General features: G+C 45.9%; 19 protein-coding genes and 1 pseudogene. 11 read left to right on the top strand and 9 right to left on the bottom strand.

The features are described 5' to 3' along the window. The first annotated feature begins 18 nt into the window (after nt 1-18). On the top strand, nt 19-402 hold the full coding sequence (locus MZ182_RS12210; protein ID WP_248067084.1) for a cytochrome c3 family protein: 384 nt from the start codon (nt 19-21) through the stop codon (nt 400-402). A 222-nt stretch (nt 403-624) separates the two neighbouring features. Here the strand turns inward: MZ182_RS12210 and MZ182_RS12205 are convergent, their stop codons facing one another. After that, nucleotides 625-1,914, bottom strand: coding sequence for an alpha/beta fold hydrolase (locus tag MZ182_RS12205; protein WP_248067088.1), 1,290 nt, complete (start codon nt 1,912-1,914; stop codon nt 625-627). A gap of 181 nt (nt 1,915-2,095) precedes the next feature. Here MZ182_RS12205 and MZ182_RS12200 point away from each other — a divergent pair, with 181 nt between their 5' ends. From MZ182_RS12200 to MZ182_RS12155, 10 genes and pseudogenes are all read left to right on the top strand, one after another. Continuing rightward, nucleotides 2,096-2,740, top strand: a complete 645-nt coding sequence (locus MZ182_RS12200; RefSeq protein ID WP_248067091.1) for an MBL fold metallo-hydrolase — start codon at nt 2,096-2,098, stop codon at nt 2,738-2,740. 241 nt (nt 2,741-2,981) lie between these two features. After that, nucleotides 2,982-3,998: an XdhC family protein gene (locus tag MZ182_RS12195; RefSeq protein ID WP_248067094.1), complete on the top strand. Its 1,017-nt coding sequence runs from the start codon at nt 2,982-2,984 to the stop codon at nt 3,996-3,998. Next, nucleotides 3,998-4,672, top strand: a complete 675-nt coding sequence (locus MZ182_RS12190; RefSeq protein WP_181811373.1) for a nucleotidyltransferase family protein — start codon at nt 3,998-4,000, stop codon at nt 4,670-4,672. The genes MZ182_RS12195 and MZ182_RS12190 overlap by 1 nt, the downstream gene beginning before the upstream one ends. Nucleotides 4,673-4,675: 3 nt before the next feature. Continuing rightward, nucleotides 4,676-5,179: a (2Fe-2S)-binding protein gene (locus MZ182_RS12185; RefSeq protein ID WP_011788920.1), complete on the top strand. Its 504-nt coding sequence runs from the start codon at nt 4,676-4,678 to the stop codon at nt 5,177-5,179. Nucleotide 5,180: 1 nt separating this feature from the next. After that, nucleotides 5,181-7,427 (top strand): xanthine dehydrogenase family protein molybdopterin-binding subunit, encoded by a 2,247-nt coding sequence (locus MZ182_RS12180; RefSeq protein ID WP_248067097.1) that lies wholly within the window; start codon nt 5,181-5,183, stop codon nt 7,425-7,427. A 386-nt stretch (nt 7,428-7,813) separates the two neighbouring features. After that, nucleotides 7,814-8,305 (top strand): DUF1097 domain-containing protein, encoded by a 492-nt coding sequence (locus tag MZ182_RS12175; protein ID WP_248067100.1) that lies wholly within the window; start codon nt 7,814-7,816, stop codon nt 8,303-8,305. A gap of 127 nt (nt 8,306-8,432) precedes the next feature. After that, the gene (locus MZ182_RS12170; protein ID WP_011919514.1) at nt 8,433-9,887 is read left to right on the top strand and encodes a methyl-accepting chemotaxis protein; all 1,455 of its coding nucleotides are present in this window, start codon (nt 8,433-8,435) and stop codon (nt 9,885-9,887) included. 374 nt (nt 9,888-10,261) lie between these two features. Next, the gene (locus tag MZ182_RS12165; protein WP_248067102.1) at nt 10,262-10,678 is read left to right on the top strand and encodes a hypothetical protein; all 417 of its coding nucleotides are present in this window, start codon (nt 10,262-10,264) and stop codon (nt 10,676-10,678) included. 106 nt (nt 10,679-10,784) lie between these two features. Beyond that, a pseudogene (locus MZ182_RS12160) lies at nt 10,785-11,215 on the top strand (nuclear transport factor 2 family protein). Nucleotides 11,216-11,288: 73 nt separating this feature from the next. Then, nucleotides 11,289-11,726, top strand: a complete 438-nt coding sequence (locus tag MZ182_RS12155; protein WP_248067104.1) for a hypothetical protein — start codon at nt 11,289-11,291, stop codon at nt 11,724-11,726. Between the two features lie 135 nt (nt 11,727-11,861). On the opposite strand, the gene xthA is transcribed toward MZ182_RS12155, so the two are convergent. From xthA to MZ182_RS12115, 8 genes are all read right to left on the bottom strand, one after another. Further along, the gene (gene xthA, locus MZ182_RS12150) at nt 11,862-12,674 is read right to left on the bottom strand and encodes an exodeoxyribonuclease III (protein ID WP_011788927.1); all 813 of its coding nucleotides are present in this window, start codon (nt 12,672-12,674) and stop codon (nt 11,862-11,864) included. Further along, nucleotides 12,674-12,973, bottom strand: coding sequence for a YciI family protein (locus MZ182_RS12145; protein WP_011788928.1), 300 nt, complete (start codon nt 12,971-12,973; stop codon nt 12,674-12,676). Before MZ182_RS12145 ends, xthA begins: the two co-directional genes overlap by 1 nt. Beyond that, on the bottom strand, nt 12,973-13,518 hold the full coding sequence (locus tag MZ182_RS12140; protein WP_011788929.1) for a septation protein A: 546 nt from the start codon (nt 13,516-13,518) through the stop codon (nt 12,973-12,975). The genes MZ182_RS12145 and MZ182_RS12140 overlap by 1 nt, the downstream gene beginning before the upstream one ends. 219 nt (nt 13,519-13,737) lie before the next feature. Beyond that, complete coding sequence (fhuF, locus tag MZ182_RS12135) at nt 13,738-14,862, bottom strand: siderophore-iron reductase FhuF (protein ID WP_248067106.1); 1,125 nt, start codon at nt 14,860-14,862, stop codon at nt 13,738-13,740. Between the two features lie 144 nt (nt 14,863-15,006). Continuing rightward, on the bottom strand, nt 15,007-17,220 hold the full coding sequence (locus MZ182_RS12130) for a TonB-dependent siderophore receptor (RefSeq protein WP_248067107.1): 2,214 nt from the start codon (nt 17,218-17,220) through the stop codon (nt 15,007-15,009). A 96-nt stretch (nt 17,221-17,316) separates the two neighbouring features. Further along, nucleotides 17,317-19,245 carry an IucA/IucC family protein gene (locus MZ182_RS12125; RefSeq protein WP_248067109.1) on the bottom strand — a complete coding sequence of 643 codons (1,929 nt, stop codon included), beginning with the start codon at nt 19,243-19,245 and terminating at the stop codon, nt 17,317-17,319. After that, nucleotides 19,246-19,920 carry a GNAT family N-acetyltransferase gene (locus tag MZ182_RS12120; protein WP_248067111.1) on the bottom strand — a complete coding sequence of 225 codons (675 nt, stop codon included), beginning with the start codon at nt 19,918-19,920 and terminating at the stop codon, nt 19,246-19,248. Further along, the gene (locus MZ182_RS12115; protein WP_248067114.1) at nt 19,920-21,437 is read right to left on the bottom strand and encodes a lysine N(6)-hydroxylase/L-ornithine N(5)-oxygenase family protein; all 1,518 of its coding nucleotides are present in this window, start codon (nt 21,435-21,437) and stop codon (nt 19,920-19,922) included. The genes MZ182_RS12120 and MZ182_RS12115 overlap by 1 nt, the downstream gene beginning before the upstream one ends. Nucleotides 21,438-21,631 lie beyond the last annotated feature (194 nt).

The raw sequence follows: 21,631 nt of genomic DNA, 5'->3' as shown, positions 1-21,631 counted from the left end.
CGCTATAGGAAGAGTCTGATGTTAAAACCCTTATATACACTTTTACTTGGTTGTATATTGATACTGCCAATAACAACAAATGCGATGAATATTAAGGATTATCATAAGGATGTGATGACAAGTGAGAATGGTCAGGTCGACTGTACTGCCTGTCATGGTGATGTAAAGCGTAAGACCATACCTGACGCTGCAGTGTGCGCTAACTGCCATGGTTCTCCTCAGGATGTGGCTAAACTGACTCAGCGACCCGAAGAAGCGGGGCATTCGGTCGAGCCGAACCCACATGACAGTTTACATTACGGTACTGATTTGCCTTGTACTTACTGTCATCAGGAACATAAAGAAAGTAAAGTTTATTGTAATCAATGCCATGAGTTTACTTATCCAGCGATGAAACGCTAGATTTAAGGCTATTTATCACTCATTTCCCTGTATTTTTTTACCAATATGGTATGCACTCACTCTTTGGTGAGTGCATTTTTTTTTGCAAAAAAAAGAGTAAACCAATGGAGTTTACTCTTACGGAAATTGGTCGTAAAACATTGTAGCCAAAACCACTCCCATTTAGATTAGGAGCGTGGATACAATGCCAGTTCTGACTTAATTAACCCTTAAAATGGACTTTTACCTCAAGATTTCTCCTCGATTTAGACTGATTAATTTATCCAGAATATGTTCACCGTCCATACGGATGCCATTATGTTCGTATTCGGAGGTTAACCAGTATTTTAGTTGTCCGATTTGTTGTGCCGTTTCTAAGCTGTATTGCATGTCGACAAACATATCCTCGCTATAAATCGCCGCAGCGACAGGGACGCGGTTTTGTGCCAGTTGTTCGAGGTTGTAAAGTGTGGGCCAGTCGGATTTATGAGCCAGTATTTCTGCCGCCGTTTTTAGTGGCGTTAAATGACTAAATTGGTCGAACATCCAAGGATAAATCATCTCTCCAGTGAATAGGAAAGGTTTGCCTACTTGATAATTAAAGGCGGGGAATTGCTGCCTTACCCTGTGCGCGGACCACTGTGAGGCTGAGTGTTGGCAGTAGATAGCCTCATGTAAGAGGGCAAAAATTGGATTGGTATTGTAGTCGAGCATCTGACCAAAATGATTTAAAAACAAGGGATTAACCTCAGTCCCTGACGGCGTGTTGATCAGTGCTTGCTCAAGCAGATAGTAGACCGATTCTGGACCTTGCTCCATTCCGAGATGGATGCCAAGTAGTTGTAGCATTTCAACGGTTAAGCGTTCCCCTGTGGCTAAATACACTTCCTTTTCAATTAAGTGTTTTGCTAAGCGAGTGACTAAATGCTGGGCGTCGTGGAAACGATAAAAGAATTGTTTATTCTTCGTTAGTACGCGTTGATAAGTCGCCAGATAGACATCATCGGCAGGACGAGTCAATGATGGAATACCACCTGTGATATAGGCTTCGCTAACGCCTTGAGGTGCGGTGCTTAAATAATGTAGGACGCAGAAACCACCAAAACTTTGGCCTAGAATCGCCCATTTATCTGCCGGACAAAGCTGCGCGCGAATGGCTTCAGCATCACGGATAATATTGTCAGCCCTAAAGTGGCTTAGATAATTTGCTTGTGCCATTGGGTCTAAGTGTTTGAGACTTTGGTAGTTAATTGGCGTTGATAAGCCTGTGCCGCGCTGATCGAGTAATAACACGCGATATTCTTTTAATGCGCGGCGGATCCAGCCGCTGTTGCTGGCAGGGCGCATTGCGCCAAATCCTGGGCCGCCTTGGAAAAATACGATATAAGGTAACTTTTTATCTTTGTTTTCAGGGCTACACAATTCTCTGGCAAATACTTTGATTTGTTCTGCAATTGGATGCTGATAATTCAGGGGTAAGGTAAACGTGTGTTTTTTGGCGAGCACACCAGCAAGAACTATATCGGGTTTCATCAATCTACCTATGGGCTAAGGGCGCTGAGTTTTCTTGACGATTGTATACAAAAGTCGTTCTCCCGCAAGTTAGGATTATTTTGTTGGCTTTTGGTTAAGATCAATTTTTATTATAAAAAATTGAGCCAAGATAAAGGACTTAGCGTAATCTATCGCTTATGGATAACACGAGATTGAAGCTATGAAGTATCAAATTATTCCAGTGACACCTTTCCAGCAAAATTGCAGTTTAATCTGGTGTGAGAAAACTAAACTCGCTGCTGTCGTGGATCCCGGTGGAAACATAGATCGTATTCAAGCCGAGGTAGCAAAACGCGGGTTGACTCTTGAGAAAATCCTGCTCACCCATGGGCATATTGACCATGTCGGTGGGGCTAAGTCTCTTGCTCAATCAGCTAATATTCCGATTATTGGTCCGCATATCGCCGATAAGTTTTGGATTGATAACTTACCTAAGCAAAGCCAAAATTTCGGATTTCCCCATTGCGATGCTTTTGAACCGGCACAATATCTGCAGGATGGCGATATTGTTAAAGTGGGCGAGCAACGTTTATCTGTGCTGCATTGCCCTGGGCATACGCCTGGCCATATTGCCTTTTATTCGGCCCAATCTAAGTTGGCGTGGGTGGGGGATATTTTATTTAGAAGCTCTATCGGCCGCACTGATTTCCCCCAATCAAATCATCAGGATTTAATTCACTCGATCACCGAAAAACTTTGGCCTCTTGGTGCTGATGTAGAATTTATTCCGGGCCATGGTCCTTTATCGACCTTTGGCGAGGAACGTGAGCATAATCCTTTTGTTGCGGATCAATTATTACTTTAGTGGTTTTCGTTGGTATATCTAAAAGTTGCGAGTGGCAACCACTCGCATACGTCTTTATGTCTTTTTAACGTCATCTTCACCTTTTACTCCTTCTGCAATCTATTATCCCTTTCAAAGCGAGGGCGCCTTTGTTAACTTGGTCGTATCGATTTTTTAATCTATTGGGGTTACCTAATAATTAACAGTCGTTTGGTTTATGTTTTTTGCGCTTGATAATCCTAACCTCTTGGAGTCATTACGGATGGATCACCAAATCGAAGATTTACTTGAACATTGGTTACCACTTGCGGATGACGCTTGGGTGCTCGCTGTTATCACTCATGTTCAAGGTTCCGCTTACCGTAAACCTGGCGCCATGATGCTGTTCCATGAGTTTGGCCAAGGGGCGGGCATTTTAAGTGGTGGATGTTTAGAAGCGGATTTGCGCCGATATGCTCAAAATGCGATGCAGACGAAGCAAGTGATGTGTGTCACCTATGATGCGAATGATGAGTCTGATGCCAGTTATCGACTCGGCTGTGGCGGCATAGTCGATATCATGTTGATCCCGCTTTTAAAAGAAAATCATGATCTAGGTTTGATTGACCTTGTTCATGCATTTCGTCATGGGCAATCGGGATATTATCAATTGCCTTTAGTCGCATCTGGAACTGATGCGCGGCAGTATCAAGCACGTTTCTATTCCGCAGATGCTGCGCCATTTCCGATAAGCGATTTTGCTAAATCAAAGATTGTGAAACAAGAGTCAAATGACACCCTAGTTATTCCCCTGAGGCCCCGATTCCATATTGGGATTTTTGGTGGCGGTATTGATGCTAAACCTATCGCTGCGATTGCCCATTCATTAGGCTGGCAAGTTACCGTTATCGATGGACGTACTGCTTACGCTAGAGCGGCAGATTTTCCCCATGCTCATATCATCAAACAAGCCGTGGGTGAACTTGCTGCCAATGTTATCGCTCAACTAGACTGCGCTGTGGTGATAAACCATAACCTGGGCTTAGATGCAGCAGTATTAAAGGCTATTCAACCTTATTCACTGGATTATGTGGCATTGCTTGGGCCTGCCCACCGGCGGGATAAAGTACTGGCGATGGCAGGTTTATCTGCACAATCGTTTTCTGGGGTGTTTTCGGCCCCCGCGGGTCTGGCGCTTGGCGGTGAGTTACCGAGCGCCATTGCTTTAAGTATTTTAGCTCAATGTCACGGTGTGCTACATGGAGTAACACTGAAACAACTTGATGAGATTATGGGTTAATGACACCTGTGAGGTTACTGGATAAACGGCTTCTTATCGTGGTCCTTGCGGCAGGTGAAAGTCAGCGTTTTGAAGGGGTTAAGTTAGCGCAGCTTCTACCATCACATAGTGCGACTGAAACTTGCGAACAAACCATCATTAACACTCATGTTGCGCGTTTACAGCAGCTTAATTGCCAAGATTTAGGTTTGGATCGCCAAGCGCATTTGTTAATCATACTCGGTGCTCATCGGCATATATTGCAGCCATTGTTAGCCGAGCTTAAATCTCGCCAACCCTTTGATATTTTAGTTAATCCGCAGTGGCAAATGGGCCTAGCATCCTCAGTGAGTTTGGCGGCAAGTTATGCCAAGGAGCAAGGCTTTGATGCCATGCTGTTGACTCTCGCGGACCAAGTGGCCTTGAGTGTTGATGATTATCGACAACTGATTTTGACATGGCTTAAAACCGGCAAAGATGTTGCCGCCCATTATTTGGATGATGTAGGCGTACCTGCTATTTTTAATGCCTCTACATTACCGCTGTTCACTCACTTGAGTGGCGATCGCGGGGCTAAATCTATTTTAAAACAACAAGCACAGCGGGGAGAGTTAGTCGCTATAACACTACCCCGCGCCGCAATTGATATTGATACCCAAGCCGATCTTGCGTCGTGGTTGGCACTTAAGGAGTGAGTTATGGCAGAAGTATTATCAACCACTGCAATTATCAAGGAAGCCAGTACCGCCGCTTCCACCCAAACACTTTCTATTAACGGTAAATCATTTACTTTAGATGCCGATCCTAAGATGCCAATTCTGTGGGCACTACGGGATATTTTAGGGTTAACAGGCACTAAATATGGCTGCGGAGCAGGGCTATGTGGTGCTTGCACTGTGCATTTAGACGGCCAACCCGTTCGAGCTTGCTTAACCAGCCTAGGGCAAGCTCAAGGTAAACAACTAACAACGATTGAGGGGCTTGATAATCAAAAGCTTAAAAATGCTTGGGCCGAACATAACGTGCCCCAGTGCGGCTATTGTCAGGCGGGACAATTGATGTCGGCTGCGGCGTTAGTGGCGCAGCATCCTAAACCTACAGAGGAACAAATCAACTCAGCCATGTCGGGTAATCTCTGCCGCTGTGGCACCTACCCACGCATTAAAGCGGCGCTGCAACACTATGCCAAACAGGAGGGCTAATATGGGTACTTTTACTGCCGTAGAAAATTTAAGCCGCCGCGACGTGTTAAAACTGTTTGGCGCAGTAGGGGGCGGACTTGCATTAGGGGCGAGTGGATTAACTTGGAGCCCCATGGCGCTGGCGCAGAATAAAGAAGCGCGGCTGAATCTATTTATTGCCATAGGTGAGGATAACAAAGTGTACCTCACTTGCCATCGCTCCGAGATGGGACAGGGGATCAGAACGGGTATTCTGCAAGTCTTAGCCGAAGAGTTAGAAGCGGATTGGGATAAAATCGTCCCAGTACAGGGGCTAGGCGATAAGCGTTATGGCAGCCAGAATACCGATGGTAGCCGCAGTATTCGCGATAATTTTGATCGTATGCGCCAGATGGGGGCGATGGCAAGAATCATGCTAGAGCAAGCCGCAGCCGCGCGCTGGAAAGTCCCCGTGAGCGAGGTGCATACCGCCAGCCATAAAGTGCTGCATGCTAAAACGGGCCGCTCGGCCAAGTTTGGCGAGTTAGCGTTAGCGGCATCAGCGCTGCCAGTCCCTGCCGTTGAGTCATTAACCTTTAAAGAGATTAAAGATTTCAAGCAGATTGGCGCATCCCGCAAAATCGTTGATATGGATGCCATGTTAAGCGGTAGCGCAATTTATGGTTACGATATCAAACTCGACGGCATGCTCTACGCCAGCATCATGCGCCCGCCCGTGCTTGGGAGCGATGTCGCAAGTTTGGATGATACCGCAGCGCGCAACGTGGCCGGCGTCGTGGATGTGTATCGTTTGCCTATCCCTAAGGGCGCCCCCGGGTTTCAAGCTTTAGGCGGTGTGGCGGTTATCGCTACCAACACTTGGAGTGCCTTTGAAGGCCGCAAAGCATTAAATATCACTTGGACTCAGGTCGACAACAGTCAGCACGATTCGACACTTTATTTAAAGGCGTTAGTCGAGCGAGTACAGCAAGGCGGTAAAGTGGTGCGTCAAGTTGGCGATGAGGTCAAAAATTGGCCCGAAGCGAATACATTAAAGGCGGTTTATACCGTGCCCTACTTAATTCATTCACCAATGGAACCGCCAGTTGCAACGGCCAATGTGACGGCAAAGGAATGTGAAGTTTGGGCTTCAACTCAAAACCCACAAAGCACTCAACAAAGCGTGGCCGTAGCACTGGGGATTGAAGAGGATACCGTAAAGGTTCACGTCACATTATTAGGTGGTGGATTTGGACGAAAAGCAAAGCCTGATTTTAGTGTCGAAGCCGCGTTGTTATCAAAGCAGTTTAAGCGTCCAATTAAGGTGAGTTGGAGCCGCGAGGATGAAATCCAAAACGGTTATTACCATGCTATCAGCGCCCAGTCCTATCAGGCGCTGTTCGATGCTAACAATAAACCGACTGCGCTTTTAGCTCGGACTGGATTCCCATCGATCAGTTCAACCTTTGCCGAAGGCGTCGAATATCCCTCTGACGGTGAGTTAGATTTAGGTTTTGTGGACGTACCCTTTGCTTTGCCGCACTTAAGATACGAAGCGGTAAAAGCGCAGGCGCATAGTCGCATAGGTTGGATGCGCTCTGTGTGTAATATTCAGCATGGCTTTAGTGTCGGTAGCTTTGTCGATGAAATGGCTCACAGAGCTCAGATGTCTTGTCCCGATATGTGGCGCAGCTTACTTGGGCAATCAAGGCGTGAGACCTTTGATAACCAAGGCTTTAAATATGGTAACTACGGTGAAGACTTAAATCGCCATCCGGTGGATATAGATCGTTATTTAAACGTCATTAATGCTGTCGAACAGGCTCAAGCCAAGGCGCCTAAGGCGGGCAAACATCAGGGCTGGGGTTTTGCCGTGCACCGCAGTTTTGTGAGTGTGGTCGCTGTGGCCATGCGGGTGGAAGTGAGTGAGGATAAACAGCTTAAGGTACTTAATGCTATCGCTGCCATTGATGCGGGAACTGTGGTGAATCCTGATAGAGTGAAATCACAAACCGAAGGCGCAATTATCTTTGGTCTAAGCTTGGCCTTGATGGGTGAAATCACATACAAAGAAGGCCAAGTGCTTCAATCAAATTTCCACGATTATCCTTTGCTGCGACTCCCTCAAACTCCTGATATGGAGATTATCATTATCGAGTCCGATGCTGCGCCAGCAGGCGTGGGGGAGCCGGGTGTGCCGCCCGTTGCTCCGAGTTTGACCAATGCAATTTTTGCGGCGACAGGACAGAGGATCCGCGATCTTCCCGTGAATAAGCGATTGCGAGTTTAAGCCAATGCTAAAGGGTTAACGGAAAGTGATTTGAATAAAAAAGCGCCTAATGAGCGCTTTTTTCGTTTTTTTACCACAAAAAAATTACTTGTTAGCGATTTTACGGGCATTAATGCCGAAAATTAGCAATAGATCAGGTTTTTGTTACCAAAATAGAGGTAATTTAACCAATATGTTTACTCAAGTGATTTAAAGGTATGCAGGCTCGCGCACCCATTCATTTGGATCAGTTTCTCGTCGGCCAGTGAGTCAATCATTGATTGCAGATCCTTACTAAAAATGGAATGACATGGAAGTGAAGGGCGCTATAACACCATAACTCAGCCGCACCTTGAGAACATTTGAATCATTAACTTCCGTGAATAGAATTACTAAAGGGGTCATCCATGGAAAATCGTTGGCAAGTCGCCATTTCTGCCGGCCTATTGGCCGCTATTTGGTGTGGTGTCGCTGATGCCTTTCATCTGGTCACTTGGATCGGTTTCTTAGGTTGTAGCACGTTTTTCGCTCAACCTAAGGCTGGTTTTCAAGGGGTGATGATGGCGTGGTGTACAAATCTGTCCGGTGTATTTTGGGCTTGGCTCATTATCTCGGGTAGCAGCTTTTTTGTTTCGCCTGTCTTTGGGTATATTTTTACCGGCATCGCCACTTCGGCTATGTGTTTACAGGCAAGTTATCAGAAACTCAGCTTTATCCCCGGTGCCTTTATTGGCTGTTGTATCACGTTTGCCATGGCAGGAGATATCGCCAATATTTTGCCGCCTTTAATCATTGGTGGGCTTTTGGGGTGGGGTATGAGTATGCTAACCGAACAATTGGTCGCACTGACCCCAAAATGGTCTGCCCCAACGGGTACTGAAATGCCCCGTGTCGACTAGCTTGGTATTAGTTTGTATCAGTCATCTCCATTGTGCTGCATCAGCAGGTTTAAAATAGGGGGCTAAGATATGAACTATAATGCTGACTTAGTGCCAAATCGCCTCTCGGTTCTTAGGAAATATCAAGATGAAACAAATCCAGTTTCGCACCATTGATGCCATATTGATCAAGTTCAGCCTTAACGGAAAGTTTTGGGTTGTCTGTTCTATGGTGGCTTTAATCACCACAACTGTGGCGTTGATGAATTATCAATATGCTCAGCGTCATGTCGAATTGGCATCATTTGCGCGAGTTCAGGCGACTGTTGATGCACTAGCAAAGGTAGCAAGCTCACAACAACTTGAGGGGGATGCCCTTACGCAATTTGCCCGTGACAATGGGCTGATATTGACAAATGGACAGGCTGGCCCCCAACGTCAAGGCAATACAGTGACTGCTATGGCCGATGTTTCAGGTAGGCAAGCTCTACAGCTTTCGCAAAATGTACAGCAATGGGAAGCCGATGCCCGTAGTGATGCCAATTTTATGTTGTGGTTGGCGTTATTGGGATTATTACCGCTATTTCAGCTAAGTTATTGGATTTCGACTTCACTCGGTGGCGGGCTATGGGATATGTATATGGCCATTAAACGCTTAGCGGATGGTGATTTAAGTTTTAGATTAAACTTTTTTGGCACCGATGATTTTAGCTTAATCGCCCGTGAAATAGACCGCTGCGCCGATAATATGAGTGAAATGGTCAACGCGATCAGCAAAAATGCAGATACGCTGGCACTGGCGTCTAACGAGTTCAATCAACAAGCGGTGACCAGTGATGAATTAATCGGTTTTCAGCATCAATTCTTAGACTCAGTCGCGGTTGCAATGGCACAAATGACCGCAGCTATTGAGGAGGTTTCGATTAATGCCAATAACACCTCAATGCAAACAAAAGAAAACGCTACCCATATGTCGACCAGCCAAGAACGTATTGTTCACACCGTTGAGGGAATAGGTTTGCTTTCGACTAAAATTGGTACGGCATTTTCATCGGTGGAACAATTATCTAAGGATGCGGCGAGTATTGATGCGGTGGTCACAACCATTAACAGTATTTCCCAGCAAACCAACTTATTAGCCTTAAACGCGGCCATTGAAGCGGCCCGTGCTGGTGAGCAAGGTCGTGGTTTTGCTGTGGTCGCCGATGAAGTGCGTACCTTAGCGGGTCGAACTCAACAGGCGACGGTTGAAATTCAGTCCATGATTGAAGGCTTACAGTCAGGCACGAGTCGTTTATCAGCGATTACCACAGAGATAGTTGATCAAGCCGATGAAGGGCGAAGTGCGATTATTGCCGTAGGGGAGGATGTCGAGGGTATGACACGATCGGTCAATGCGGTATTTGATATGAGTAGCCATATTGCCGCAGCCGCCGAGGAGCAAAGCGTCGCCGCGCGGGATATTGCAGGGCAATTAAATGAGATTCGCCATCAGTCCGACACCATCAAACAAACGGCAAGACGCAGTGTGACCTTGGCGAATGACTTACACCAAGCTTCAGTTGAATTGGGTGGGATTTTAAAGCAGTACCGGACTAGCTAAGTTGCTACGCTACGTCTTTAAGGTAGATTTTAGTTCTTCTTACACGGCTTAATAGTTAAAAATGTTAACGCATTTATTAAGCCGCTTTTCTCTCGTATCTTCATCCTTCCAAGCGAATTCTCCTTAATGTTTTAACTGCGTTGTACTAATCCCGCAATTGCACATTTTGCTCGGAAATCATCCATCAAATGTTTGTGGTTAATTTAACTTTTTGTAATGTAATAGAAATTTTTAAATCAACCTAAAGTGTGACTTTAGCATTATCATCAAAATACGGTTGGAGAATAGCTGAAATTAGAGTAAGTTACTAGCCAAAAAGTAAAGCACTATCAATGGGTTGCTAACAATTTTCGTTCAAGATGTTAGAAAAGAATATGGAAAAAGTTGAGATATCAGCCAAAGTGGTGAAAGAAACACTCGATCATTACCGAGAGGATTTTGCCAGTCTTGTTAAAGCATATGCAAATTTCTCCTATACCCAAGGTGAGGCCTATTGTGATTTTTTTGTTGATATAGGCTCAATGATGAATGGTGTCTGGCTAGTCACGGCGGATCTAGAGTCAGACACTGTTCCACCTTTTAAAGAGTTTAATTGGCATTGCATGTTAAATATTAATGAAGCAAACATGCCAGAAGATGAATTAATCGAATTATTGCAAAATGTCTACAAAATCGGCTATCTCTGGTTAATAGAGCAATTGTCATTACTCAAAAAACAAATAGATTTTATTGAGATCAGGCTATATCACAATGGCAGTCTTGATTATCAAGCATTGAGTCAATTGGATTAGGTTGATTTATCAAGCTCAATTTATGCCTGTTAAAGTCATGCTGTAGTCTAGTGCGAACAACTCTTCTTAAAACGGCAAAAATCACCATAGAGAGATAGTGGAAATGATGGAAAAGGATGTGTTAGTTAAGCTTGTGATTGAATATTTTAAAAAAGTCGATGCGGGTGATGTGAGTTCCCCTGATTTGTTTAGCGAAGAGGTGGACTTTTTTTCCCTAAATTTGGACGCGCTAAGGGCAAAGACAGCTTAGTTGAATTTGGCAATCGCATCGGTAGCTCACTCAGCAGTATTTGGCATGATATCGACGGATTTAACATCACAGTTTCTGGTAATACTGTCATCGTCGAAGGGCAAGAAGGTGGAGTCATGAGTGATGGCATCGTTTGGCCAGACGATAAGATTTCAACAGGCCGTTTTTGCAGTGTGTTTGAGTTTACAGACCATCTTATCAGCCGCATGTATGTGTATGTTGACCCTGACTTCGCAAGCCTCGATGTAGAAAGAATCGCTATACTGTCAGGCCAACATCAGGTCTAGTCTTTGGCCCTGTGTACGTGATAAGTGAGTTAAAGGTTTACAGGAAACAAGCCTTAGAAATGGAGTATTATCAGTGACAACGAGAACGGAATTACTCAATAAATTAAGCGCCTTATTGGTCGCAGATCCAGAGAACAGTCCGGTAGTGACATTAGATGAGTTCTTTTTAGCAAACGAAGATGAAGAGTCCATCGCGCCCAATAATTGGGGCTATGGTCGACCCTCTATCAAAGAAATCTATCGCAGCTTGAAAGAAATCGAACATAGGCCTGATGTGCAGGGGGTCTTTGTTGGTATGCACGATGAATGGTCCGAAGCCCTTGAGGATGATGAGCTATGGCCCGCAGCCGAGAACATTCATATCCTCTCCTGTGCGCCTGAGGTCGAAGTGGAAGCCTGGATTGCAGGAATCGCGGCGGATGGGCTCGGTACTGACTGGCCCTATGGCGAACATAAACTTTCCCCTAAGCCTCAAGATGGCTATCTTGTCTATACCGTGTATTGGGACTAGTGGATTTCTATATCACCTGTAGAGTTTGAAACTTCTCAACTTAAAGTGTCCAATTTGGGGTGACCAGTACACAAACAAAAACATCGGCCTAAGCCGATGTTTTTACATCCATTAAAATGATCGAACCCAAGCAGCTTAAGCTTCTTTGAACGTGCTCCAAATGGGCGCGTGGTCAGAGGGTTTATCGATACCGCGTAGATCGTAATCGACATCGGATTCGACTAAGCGCGCAGCAAGCGAGGGTGTTGCTAAAATCACATCAATGCGTAGGCCGCGGTTATCATCGAAACCTTTGCTGCGGTAATCGAACCAAGAATAACGCTCAGTGCGCTCTGGATGTAATTGACGGAAAGTGTCGATTAAGCCCCAGTCTTGTAAGGTTTTTAACCATTCACGTTCTTCGGGTTGGAAGCTGCATTTACCGGTTTTTAGCCAACGCTTACGATTGACTTCGCCAATGCCGATATCTAAATCGGTCGGTGAAATATTGATATCACCTATGATGGCGATATCTTCATCGTTGCTATGGTTCGTCTGCAAGTAGTGCATTAAATCCTGATAAAACTTACGTTTAGCAGGATATTTTGTTGGGTGGTCTATGCTTTCGCCCTGGGGGAAATAGCCATTGAATACGGTCAGTGGACGGCCATTTGCTTGGGAGAAAGTGCCGATAATCATTCGGCGCTGGGCATCTTCGTCATCGCTAGGAAACCCTTTTTGTATTTTTTGTGGTGCAACCTTTGACAGCATAGCCACGCCATAGTGAGCCTTACCACCGTGGTAATGTACCTGATAGCCCATCGCCTCAACTTCAGCGAGTGGGAAGGCTTCATCGTGCACTTTGGTTTCTTGTAGGCCGATAATGTCGGGTTTGTGGCTGTCGATTAACGCCTGCAATTGATGCAGGCGGGAACGCAGTCCATTGATATTAAAGGACACTATCTTCATTAAGGCAGAACTCGCTTAAAGGGTTTAACCACGACACTTTGGTAAACACCCGCAGCAAAATAGGGATCAGCATTTGCCCAAGCTTGTGCTGAGGCTAAAGAATCAAAATCAGCGACAACCAATGAACCGCTAAATCCCGCTTCACCTGGATTTTCGCTGTCAATTGCTGGGTGGGGGCCAGCAACCAGTAAACGACCTTCATCCGCTAATTCTTGCAAACGGGTTAGATGGGCAGGGCGCGCCGCTAAACGTTTTTCTAGGCTGTTCTCAACATCTTGAGCTGAAATCATATACCACATTATTTAAGTTCCTTGCGTTGGTCTTCTGGAAGGTGTTTATAAAGGTAAAATACGGTGATTACAGTATTGACTAAGGTTAAGGCGGTTAAACCAAAGACCTTAAAATTCACCCAAGTTTCTAACGGTAAGCTAAAGGCGACATAAATATTCACTAGGCCACAGGTAGCAAAAAAGATCACCCAATACCAAGTGATATGTGCCCAAATCTTGTCGGCTACTTGCATTTCTTTGCCTAACATCGACTTTAAAATGGACTTATTCAGTAACTGACTAATACCCAATGCCAAGGCAAATAGGGCATAGATAATGGTGACTTTCCATTTAATAAAGGCATCGTCATGGAAAACTAAGGTGAGTGTGCCAAACACTGTGACCATGGCGAAGGTAATAAGGTGCATCTTTTCAAGCTTTTTGTATAGCGCATAGGTCACGATTAATTGAAGCGCAGTCGCTGCGATCAATGCGCCGCTGGCGATATAAATATCAAAAAACTTATAGACAGCAAAAAAGATAACGAGTGGCAGAAAATCAAGCAGTTGTTTCATAAATAATCGTGATAAAGAGACGTGAGCCTGAGTGTAGCACGCGAGGCTAGTGGGAAAAAGCCATCATAGTACCTCAGTTGCGATCTTGCCCGTGAACCCCGTCTAATCTTGATGCTAAATAGCGGTTCCAAATTACAACAGCCACGTAATCTCTGCTGTTTTGGCTAAACAGACCCGATGGCTGCGAACTTGGGATTAGGTGAAGTCTCGCTGTTATCCTTATGCCCGTATTCTTTCTTTAACGTGTTGTATTAGCGGGCAATCGTGGCATTGGCCAGTGTTGGCGAGTTGATACCTTAAGCAGCAAGTACGGCGAATGCAGGAGATTTTGGGGCCAGGCTTTGAGTTTGTTTTTACGCTCGTTTTTGTGTTTGAGTTAGCATTGCTTTGCTCAGTGTCGATAAACAAGTTAATGCTGTTATACAGCGGATTGATGCTGCCATCTTGAAAGGTTGCCTGACGAAACAGAGCTTGTTTTAGGCGCTGGTTTTGTTGCTGAGATAATCCTAATTCCCCAAGATACCAGTGAATAAGATAGCCGAGGTGGCTCCAATATAATTTAGCGGGCGTAGGGCTTAGGGTGAGCAGACGCTCAACACTCGGTTGCAGTAAGTTTAAGATCAGGCCTTGTAGGGCGAGTTCTTTATCAACTGGCGGCTTATGTAGGGTTAATGGTGAGTGTACCTTACTGTCTGTCTTGAAACTTGGCTTAGTGTTTGTTTGGGAAAGTGGCTCGATGCCGTGGTGTTTTTTAAAGGTCAAAGCGGTATTTGGCTGGCGCTTTGCGAGGTTAAATTCAAATTTTGCTACTCTGCCACTGGGGTGTACTTGCATAAAAATGGATTGTGGCTGCCAGTGAATAGGCTCGAATATGGCTTTTGGGGCGTTAAAAATCCATTCCATTATAGGTGGGACTAATAGGCCGAAATACCATTGGCCCCAGAGAGAATGCAATGCTTTGCGAGTGTCTTTTTTGCTGGCTACAGCGTTTTTACTAGCCGCAGTGCTTTTATTGACCACAGCGCTTTTACTGGAAAACGCGGGCGATCGGCTGGTTGCCGCTGTTTTACTAACCTCGGTTTCAGCCTCGATTTCAACCTGAGTTTCTGCGCTAGGATGTGCGATGGCAAAACGTGCAATGAGTTTTTGATATGTATCAGCGTTACTCCATTCATCAAAACTAAGCCCTGTGGGGGACTGCGTTGCATTAAGGTGCTCGCTATAGAAGGGCGCCCGTTGATGTAACAACTGATTGAGTGACAAAATAGTTTGATTCAACGCGTTGTGGCTTGGCGAGGTATCACACAATGTTTGCAGTCTGGTGTCTCTCCGTTGGCTTGCCATTGTCACTCCTTATATGATTGTGACTGATTCCCGCTGTTATTGATAAGCCCCACTATTATTGATAAATTCCATATAAATGATGACCTTGTGAGCCAAATATTGGGGCTCACAAGGTTTTTCGAACGATCGCAATTAAAGTCTGACTTAGAAGCGATAGTCCAAGGTTAAGCTGGCACTTCGAGGCGTACCGTATTGGAATTGGCTATATTGACCGACTTGGCTGTAGTAGGTTTTATCTAAGGCGTTGTTCAGGTTGGCGCTAAGCTTAAGCTGTTCGGTAAAGGCGTAACTTGCCATTAAGTTGACTAGGGCATAGGCGTCTTGACCGACTTCCACCTCTATTGGGGTGGGTGGTGGTGTTTTCACTGTCATGTAAATGCGACTCTGCCAATTTATACCTGCACCGACTTGTAGCTTGTGCCAATCCCCACTAAATCGATAGGTTGTAAAGACTTTTACCTGCTGGCGTGGTGAGGTGGTATTGATGCGTTTGCCCTTAGGATCCTCGGTGCTGAACTGGGTGTAACCGAAGTAAATATTCCAGTCATCGGTGATTTTGCCTGTGGATTCAAACTCAAAACCTTGGGTTTGGGTGCCGTTAACCTCTCTGTACACTGGGATGGTGGTGTCAGGGAGTACATCGCCTGTACGTTCTCCGACATTGTCCTGACGAATTTCAAACACCGACAGCGACATATCTAAACTTTCATCCATCAGGCTGGCTTTAATCCCTGCCTCGTAGTTCTTACCCTTCACAGGGTCAATATAACTGGCATCGATTCGCTGCAAGGTTTGCGGTGCAAAAATATCCGTATAACTGGCATAGAGCGAATATTGCTCGGTCAGGGCGTAGGTGAGGCCGAAGTAAGTCGTGAGTTCGTTGCTGATGCTGAAATCGTAGCGGCTGCCAAAATTATCTTGGTCGGTTTCCCACTCATTGAGGCGTAATCCGACGAGGACAGCTAAAGCGTCGCTGAGATTAAGCTGAGTCGCCACATAGGCTGCACTCTGTTTGGTTTCGCCAAATGAGCCTGTGGTATAGGTTTCTTTCCACTGAGGTTTTGGATATTGGAAGTTCGGATCCCGAAAATCCCCCAAAGGCGGTACTGCCGCAGTGGGATAATAGTAGGGATTGGCGAACTCTTGGCGTTGGCCATTCCAGCCAAACATCAATTGATGTTCCTGACCAAAGAGTTGGTATTGTCCTTCGGCGCGTAAATCCACATTGTGTTGGGTGCGACTGCCGTCGACATAGGCGATAGAGCCTGCTGTTGCGCCGATATTAGTTATAGGATCGGGATATCCCGTGGCCCATAGCACATCGAACTCCAATGAGTTATCGCCGTAGGTGTAAGTCCCTTTTAGGTTCCAACCATTATCTAATCTGTGTTCGAGACTCGCAAAGGTGTTGAGTCCTTGGGTATGCGCCGAGCCCCAATCGGGCGCCGTTGAAGTGGCACGATCATAATTAGTGCGACTGCCATCGCTGTAAAATAGCGGTAAACCGCCCGACATAGTGCCGCTCGGCGTAGCATCTTGGTAATCGACACCAAGGGTGAATAAGGTGCTATCGCCAATATCGGTTTCGACTATGCCGTATAGCGTAGTGCGCTGCTGCTCATACCTGTCTTGGAATGAATCCTTATCTTGATAGGCGGCCACCACGCGACCGCGCACAGAACCCGAGTCATTTAAGCCGCTGGAAACATCGACCATACCACGCACATTATTCCATGAGCCCACATTTAACGAGGTGTTGCCCATAAACTCTTGAGTCGGGCGTTTACGGATAAGGTTAATGGCCGCCGAGGGGTTACCGGCTCCCGTCATGAGGCCAGTCGCGCCGCGTACCACTTCTACTCGCTCGTAGATGGCGGTGTCGATCAGATTATCCCCATAGTTGAAGCGAGTATCGTAGGTGGTTGGCACGCCATCGTACAAAATGCTGCTCACGGCAATGCCGCGGGCACTAATACTGTATCTGTCGTTATCCATTGGGCGGGCATTGATCCCCGCGACGCTGGTCATGGCATCAATCACGCTATTAAGCTGTTGATCATTCATCATTTGGCGGGTGATAGACGTGACCGACTGCGGTGTTTCTAGATAGGATAAATCGAGCCCAGTTGCCGTGTTCATCGCTTGGGTTTTATAACGGTTGTCGTGTAAGTCCTTAGCGCCAATGACATTGATGACTTCAATTTCTTTCTGGTGCTTTTTAGTCTTACTATCCGCATCGACAGTGTCAGCTGTGGCATGGGGAACCGTGGCTAACATGGCTGAGCACAGCAATAGCTTCGGGTTAACGAGGGCTTGTCTGCAGACGAGTGCGATGCTGGAGAGAGGAAAAGTCTTCATAATGTTGATCTTTAATTCCGTTTAGGTTGGGGGTTAAACAAGCTGGGCCAACATTGGCCCATGCTAAATTTTCGGGGTTATCCACTTTGTGGTGTGTTAACGTGTCCTTTGCTCAGCGCTGCTAAGCATAGGGCGCTTAAAGGCATGGCTTTGTCTAAAGGCCGCCAAGGGATTGTCGATGCCACCGGCGAAACGCAGGTTTTTCTCCCTGTCGGCGAGGTCTATCATTTGTTGGTTATTATTCAATTGGATACGATTGAGGCACGTGCGTACAAAGCTGTCCTTAAACAGATCATATTGGGCAAACTTGTCGGCCAAATGTGGATGCTGGGCTTGGTAATCACGTACATTGTCCGCCACTAACTCCCAGAATTGGCTTTCACTGACACTGGTTTGCTCATCGAGTAGCGGTGCTAAATAGCGGAAAATACAGTCAAAAATATCCAGTAAGATGTAGTTAAGCTTCATCTCTTCTTCAAGGCTAACCGCAAGGCGTTTTACATCATCAGGTAGCGGCTTCGCGCCATTGAGTACCGCGACTTCTTCGCCTATGTCTTTCATTAAAATCTTGACTGGCACATATTCATCGAGCACTAAGATCAGGTTTTCACCATGTGGCATAAAGACCAGATCGTAGGCAAAAAAGGCATGTAACAGCGGCGATAAATACAGGTTTAAATAGCGACTGACCCAATCCTTTGCAGGTAAGCCTGAGGCGACTATCAAGGCTGCAATAAGGGCCTTATCTTCATGATCCGTATGCAGTAGCGCTGCCATGGTCATCAGATTTTGCTTAGGCTCAATGTGCGGTAGTGGGCTTTCGCGCCACAGGGCTGAGAGCATTTTTTTGTAGGCGCTATCTTGGGTGAGTGCCTGCTCGTAATAGGTGTGGTGATAACCTATTGCGGCAATTTCCTTCAGGATCACAAAGCCTTGTTGGGCAAAGTAAGGATCGTTTTCAACCAAGTTTGCAACCCAAGCATTGATCTGCGGTGTGCAGCTCATGTAAAGGGGCGATAGACCACGCATAAAGCCCATATTTAGGATAGAAAGCGCGGTTTTGACGTAGCACTTTTGCGGTGATGCAAGATTGAAGAAAGTGCGTATCGATTGCTGTACTTGATATTGCTCATTGCCTTCACCAAGATAAACCAGATCGCCACGGGCTATATCGCCAGCAAAGACGCGGGCGATTTTTTCACGCCACTGCCAAGGGTGCACAGGCATAAAGTAGAAGTCCTGTGGATCATGCTGCTGGGTTTTAAGATGCTGCTGAAAATCATCGAACTGCTGGCCAAGCTCCTTCTTTAATAATGCGTCGTGACTCAAGTTTTCGAGGGCGGCAAACGTGGTTTTGCTCTTGCGTACGCCAAGCCAGACTAACTGCATCGGCATCGCGCTTTCTGGGGCAAATTGACGGTAATCCTGCATATCAAAACTAATTCGGCCATTATTGGCAATAAACACCGGATGACCTTCTGTCATACCCGCTTCTATGCTTTGATAATCGGCTCGCGCCAGTGTGGCGGCGGGGATCGCCTGATGCGCTAACTTGTACGCCTTGCTGTAGAGGGTGCTGGTGATTTCCTCTAAATACGTGGGCAGTAAGGTTTCACTGATCCCTAAGTCATTTTTAAGGGAAATGATCAGCGACATCGCATCGAGGGTTTGCTCTTTGCCTGCAAGTGAAACGCGGATGGTATCCGCATCAATCGCGAGATGATCGAGCTGATAGTGCCGCGCACTAAAATAGTAAGTGCTGTCTTTGAGCCGCAGTTCATAGTGGTTTAGCCCCGCTTTTTGCCCGTATAGGGTCGGGGTAATGAGCTTCTCGTGGGTGAATTCGCAGAGGATTTTCTTCACTAAATGACGATTAGCCGCTTGCCAATAGGCGGTGGTTAAATGCTCGGGCATAGAAGTCGATGTTGTCGATAGCGCCGAGCTTTGTTGAGCATGTACTGCTTGATCATGATGATTTTTCGTTGGCAATGGGTTCATTAATAAGGCTTTTGTGGGTAAGTTCATCTAATTCACCTGAAGAGTCGATAATGTTATGGGAGAGGTTACGGGGGCTTTCAACGAGCATGGCTGAGCTAAGGTTGTTTGGGTTAAGCGCGTCGAAGAAGCCGAGCTTGATGCGAGCAGACGATCAGCCGCAGTGCAAAATCCGAGGAAAGCCGCTTTAGTGCTTAATTGAATTGCCTTTTCATAGCGAATACCTACTCGGCTATTTAAGTGATGAATTTTCATATTGAGTTGATCGGGTTCAACTACGAGGCGAGTAAAGGCCAGTTTTTTAAGCACGAGCTTAGCTATCGCATCCATCACTTTGAAGGATAAGCCGCTGACGGGGTTACCATCGGGCGGCGCGATAATCAGATGCATACCGCAATCTCCCGGCGCAACACGATAGTGCTGGCCGACTTCATCGTGGGCGGGATCGTAGAGTTCCACCATAAATAGCGCTTTGGCCTGCCATTCACCTATCAAGGCAAACTTGTGCTCTGTCGTTGCTAACAGATTTTTTATGGCATCAAGGTTCAAGCCCTGCATACCCCAAAACTTGGCGTAATCTTGGTTAAGCCAAGACTGTAGTGTTGGAATGTCTTGTGTAAGATCTAACGCTCTGAACTGGAAACCATTGATGCTTGTAATAGCCGATAGTTGTGTTAAGCAATGGTTGCTAAATTGACTTGCCATTATTGCGCCTCCTTATTCGGCGCCATCAAGACTGACATGTGGGTTCCTGCACCTGAACTTGTGCCTGCACTTATACTTGAAGTCGCAGTTTGGGTTGGGTACAGACTTTGAGGCGCGTCAGCAGTATTTGTGTGATCTGATGCTTTAGTGAAATGTTTAGGCTTAAGATTCAATGTGTTAATTGCATTGGCGCCGCAGGGCTGATGACTGGCAAGTTTGGCCGGATCGAAGGTTTGAAACGCGATATGTTCCTCAATATGGTAGGGCGCATAACCGAGCACGGCTTTTAAGATGGTGCCGTTGCGATAACAGCCCATTCCCAGATCCGGTGAGCTTATCCCATGGGTATGCAAACCGACATTCTGGACAAAAATATCCCCTCGAATATCTATGCTGTAATCACGCTGCACGCTAAGTTGTCCGGCGTCATCGAATTCGACTTGTTGTTTAATACCACTGATAAACTCGGGTAAACGATAGTGGTAACCTGTGCCTAAAATGACGGCGCCCGTTTCTTGCTCAAAGGTGTGATTTTTTTCATTGTGGTGGAAATGCAACTTGAGCATATTGGCTTGGGGCTCGATATGAGTCAGCGCCGCATTCGTCATCAGTCGGCATTGAAAATCGGCCAATAGGCGCTTTTGATATAACAAGTCATAAATGTCGTTGATCAGCTCAGAATTTATCCCTTTGTAGAGCTGTTTCTGGCTGGCGATCAGTGAGCATCTTTGATTAGGGGTCAACTCGTGGAAGTAATCGACATAATCTGGCGAGGTCATCTCTAAAGTAAGCTTGGTATATTCCAAGGGATAAAAACGTGGTGATCGCGTCATCCAATTGAGTTGATAACCATAAGTATCAATATCTTGCAGTAGATCGTAAAACACTTCAGCCGCACTCTGGCCACTACCAATCACTGTGATGGCACTCTGACTCTGCAGGTAGGTTTTTTGCTGCATATAACTGGCGGTATGCATGATCCGTGCATCTTGGATTGGGCAATCCTTTGGCAGATAAGGTTCAGTGCCAGTGCCTAACACTAGCTTTCGGCATTGATAGGTATGGGTTTTGCCACTGCGTCTATCAAAACCTGTAATTCGATAAATACCTTCCCCGGCGTTGTAATCCACTTGAGTGACCTTAAAACCAAATTTAAGGTTGCTGAGCTGTTGGCTCACCCATTGGCAATACAAGTTGTATTCGTGGCGAGGTAAAAAGAAATTCTCACGAATATAAAAGGGATAAAGTCTGCCCGTTTGCTTGGCAAAATTAAGATAACTGTAGCGGCTGGTGGGATCGGCCATAGTCACCAGATCTGACATAAAGGGGGTTTGCAGTCTTGAGGATTTGAGTAGCATGCCTGGATGCCAGTCAAAACTGGTTTTAGCATCTAAAAATAAACAATTAAAGCCGTCAATAGGTTCTGATAAGGCGGCGAGGCCAAGATTGAACGGGCCAATGCCTATGCCAAGTAGATCAAAGATTTCGCGATCAATTTCCCTTTGTAGTGTAGTCACTTACGCCTCCTTTGGTTCTATTGTGCTAAGTAGAACTTTTCCAGTAATAGTCGACTGATAAGCAAGAATTTAGTGGATATCTCTATCAAAACTGATTTAACAATCCATTTATCTCGCTAATAGTGTTTTTAGCTATAGCTTCCTGCTGCGGTTATCTTTGATGATAATGGAGGGGTAAATTAGCACTTTAAAAA

The sequence above is a fragment of the Shewanella sp. JNE2 genome (assembly GCF_023159115.1).
Classification (GTDB): Bacteria; Pseudomonadota; Gammaproteobacteria; order Enterobacterales; family Shewanellaceae; genus Shewanella; species Shewanella putrefaciens.
The sequence above is the reverse complement of the archived record's forward strand: the minus strand, read 5'-3'. Positions and strand labels throughout refer to the sequence as shown.